Raw genomic sequence first — 1,509 nt, forward strand, 5'->3', positions numbered from 1 at the left:
ACCAATGGCACAGATTTGAGGTTGTGATTTAAGGAGGATCTGGGCTTCGTCGTAGTGACGAAGGAACGAAGATGAAGCCCAGATCCTCCAATGTAAAATCGCCCGCCAAGGCCCCAGCAGAGCGGGTAGTGAAGGACATCCGCCGACAGACCCGGCGCCACTTTTCGGCCGAGGACAAGATCCGCGTCGTGCTGGATGGCCTGCGCGGGGAAGACAGCATCGCCGAGCTATGCCGCAAGGAAGGCATTGCCCAGAGCCTGTATTACACCTGGTCGAAGGAGTTCATGGAAGCTGGCAAGCGCCGCCTGGCCGGCGACACCGCCCGTGCCGCGACCACCGGAGAGGTCCAGGACCTGCGCCGCGAAGCCCGGGCCCTGAAGGAATGCGTGGCCGATCTGACACTGGAAAACCGTCTGCTCAAAAAAAGCATGGTCGCGGATGGGGGCAACGACGAATGAGGTATCCCGCATCCGAGAAGCTCGAGATCATCAGAACCGTCGAGCAGTCGCACCTGTCGGCCAAGCGCACGCTGGACCAACTCGGCATCCCTCGTCGGACATTCTACCGCTGGTATGATCGCTACCTCGAAGGCGGGCCGGAGGCGTTGGAAGATCGGCCATCGGCGCCGAGCCGGGTGTGGAACCGCATCCCGGCGGGCATCCACGACCAGATCATCGAGCTGGCGCTGGAACAGTCTGAGCTGAGCCCCCGGGAACTGGCCGTGCGCTTCACCGATGGGCAGCGCTACTTCGTGTCGGAATCCACGGTTTACCGCCTGTTGAAGGCCCACGACCTGATCACCAGCCCGGCCTATGTCGTGATCAAGGCTGCCGATCAGTTCCACACGAAAACCACGCGGCCGAACGAGATGTGGCAGACCGACTTCACCTACTTCAAGATCATCGGGTGGGGCTGGATGTATCTGTCGACCGTGCTCGACGACTTCTCGCGCTACATCATCGCCTGGAAGCTGTGCACCAACATGCGAGCCGAGGACGTCACCGACACGCTGGACCTCGCCCTGGCGGCTTCTGGTTGCGACAGCGCCACGGTGCTGCACAAACCCCGGCTACTCAGCGATAATGGCCCCAGCTACATCGCGGGTGAGCTGGCGGAATACATCGAGGCCCGGAAGATGAGCCATGTCCGCGGCGCCCCGTGTCATCCCCAAACCCAGGGCAAGATCGAGCGCTGGCACCAGACCCTGAAAAACCGCATCTTGCTGGAAAACTACTTCCTGCCCGGCGACCTCGAAGCCCACATCGAGGCCTTCGTCGAGCACTACAATCACCAGCGATACCACGAGAGCCTGGCCAACGTGACGCCTGCCGACGCCTACTTCGGCAGGGCTCCGGCAATCATCAAACTGCGCGAAAGGATCAAGCGACAGACCATCGAACATCGGCGCTTGCAGCACCGCAAGTTCGCCGCCTAACATCAACCCCCTGACGAGGTCCGCACTCCGCTAATCTACGCCGCGAGTTGTGCCGAATGTTCTGACGACGGACA

General features: G+C 61.5%; 1 protein-coding gene. It reads left to right on the top strand.

Features of this window, described 5'->3' with window-relative positions:
• The first annotated feature begins 71 nt into the window (after positions 1–71).
• A protein-coding gene (locus tag FFS35_RS19820) for an IS3 family transposase (RefSeq protein WP_136452415.1) occupies positions 72–1,435 on the top strand; the annotation gives its coding sequence in 2 pieces (ribosomal slippage) (positions 72–420 and positions 420–1,435; 1,365 coding nt in all).
• The last annotated feature ends 74 nt before the right edge of the window (positions 1,436–1,509 follow it).

Origin of the sequence: Sphingomonas sp. 3P27F8, from assembly GCF_005502745.1 — a bacterium.
In the GTDB taxonomy this organism is placed as follows: Bacteria; Pseudomonadota; Alphaproteobacteria; order Sphingomonadales; family Sphingomonadaceae; genus Sphingomonas.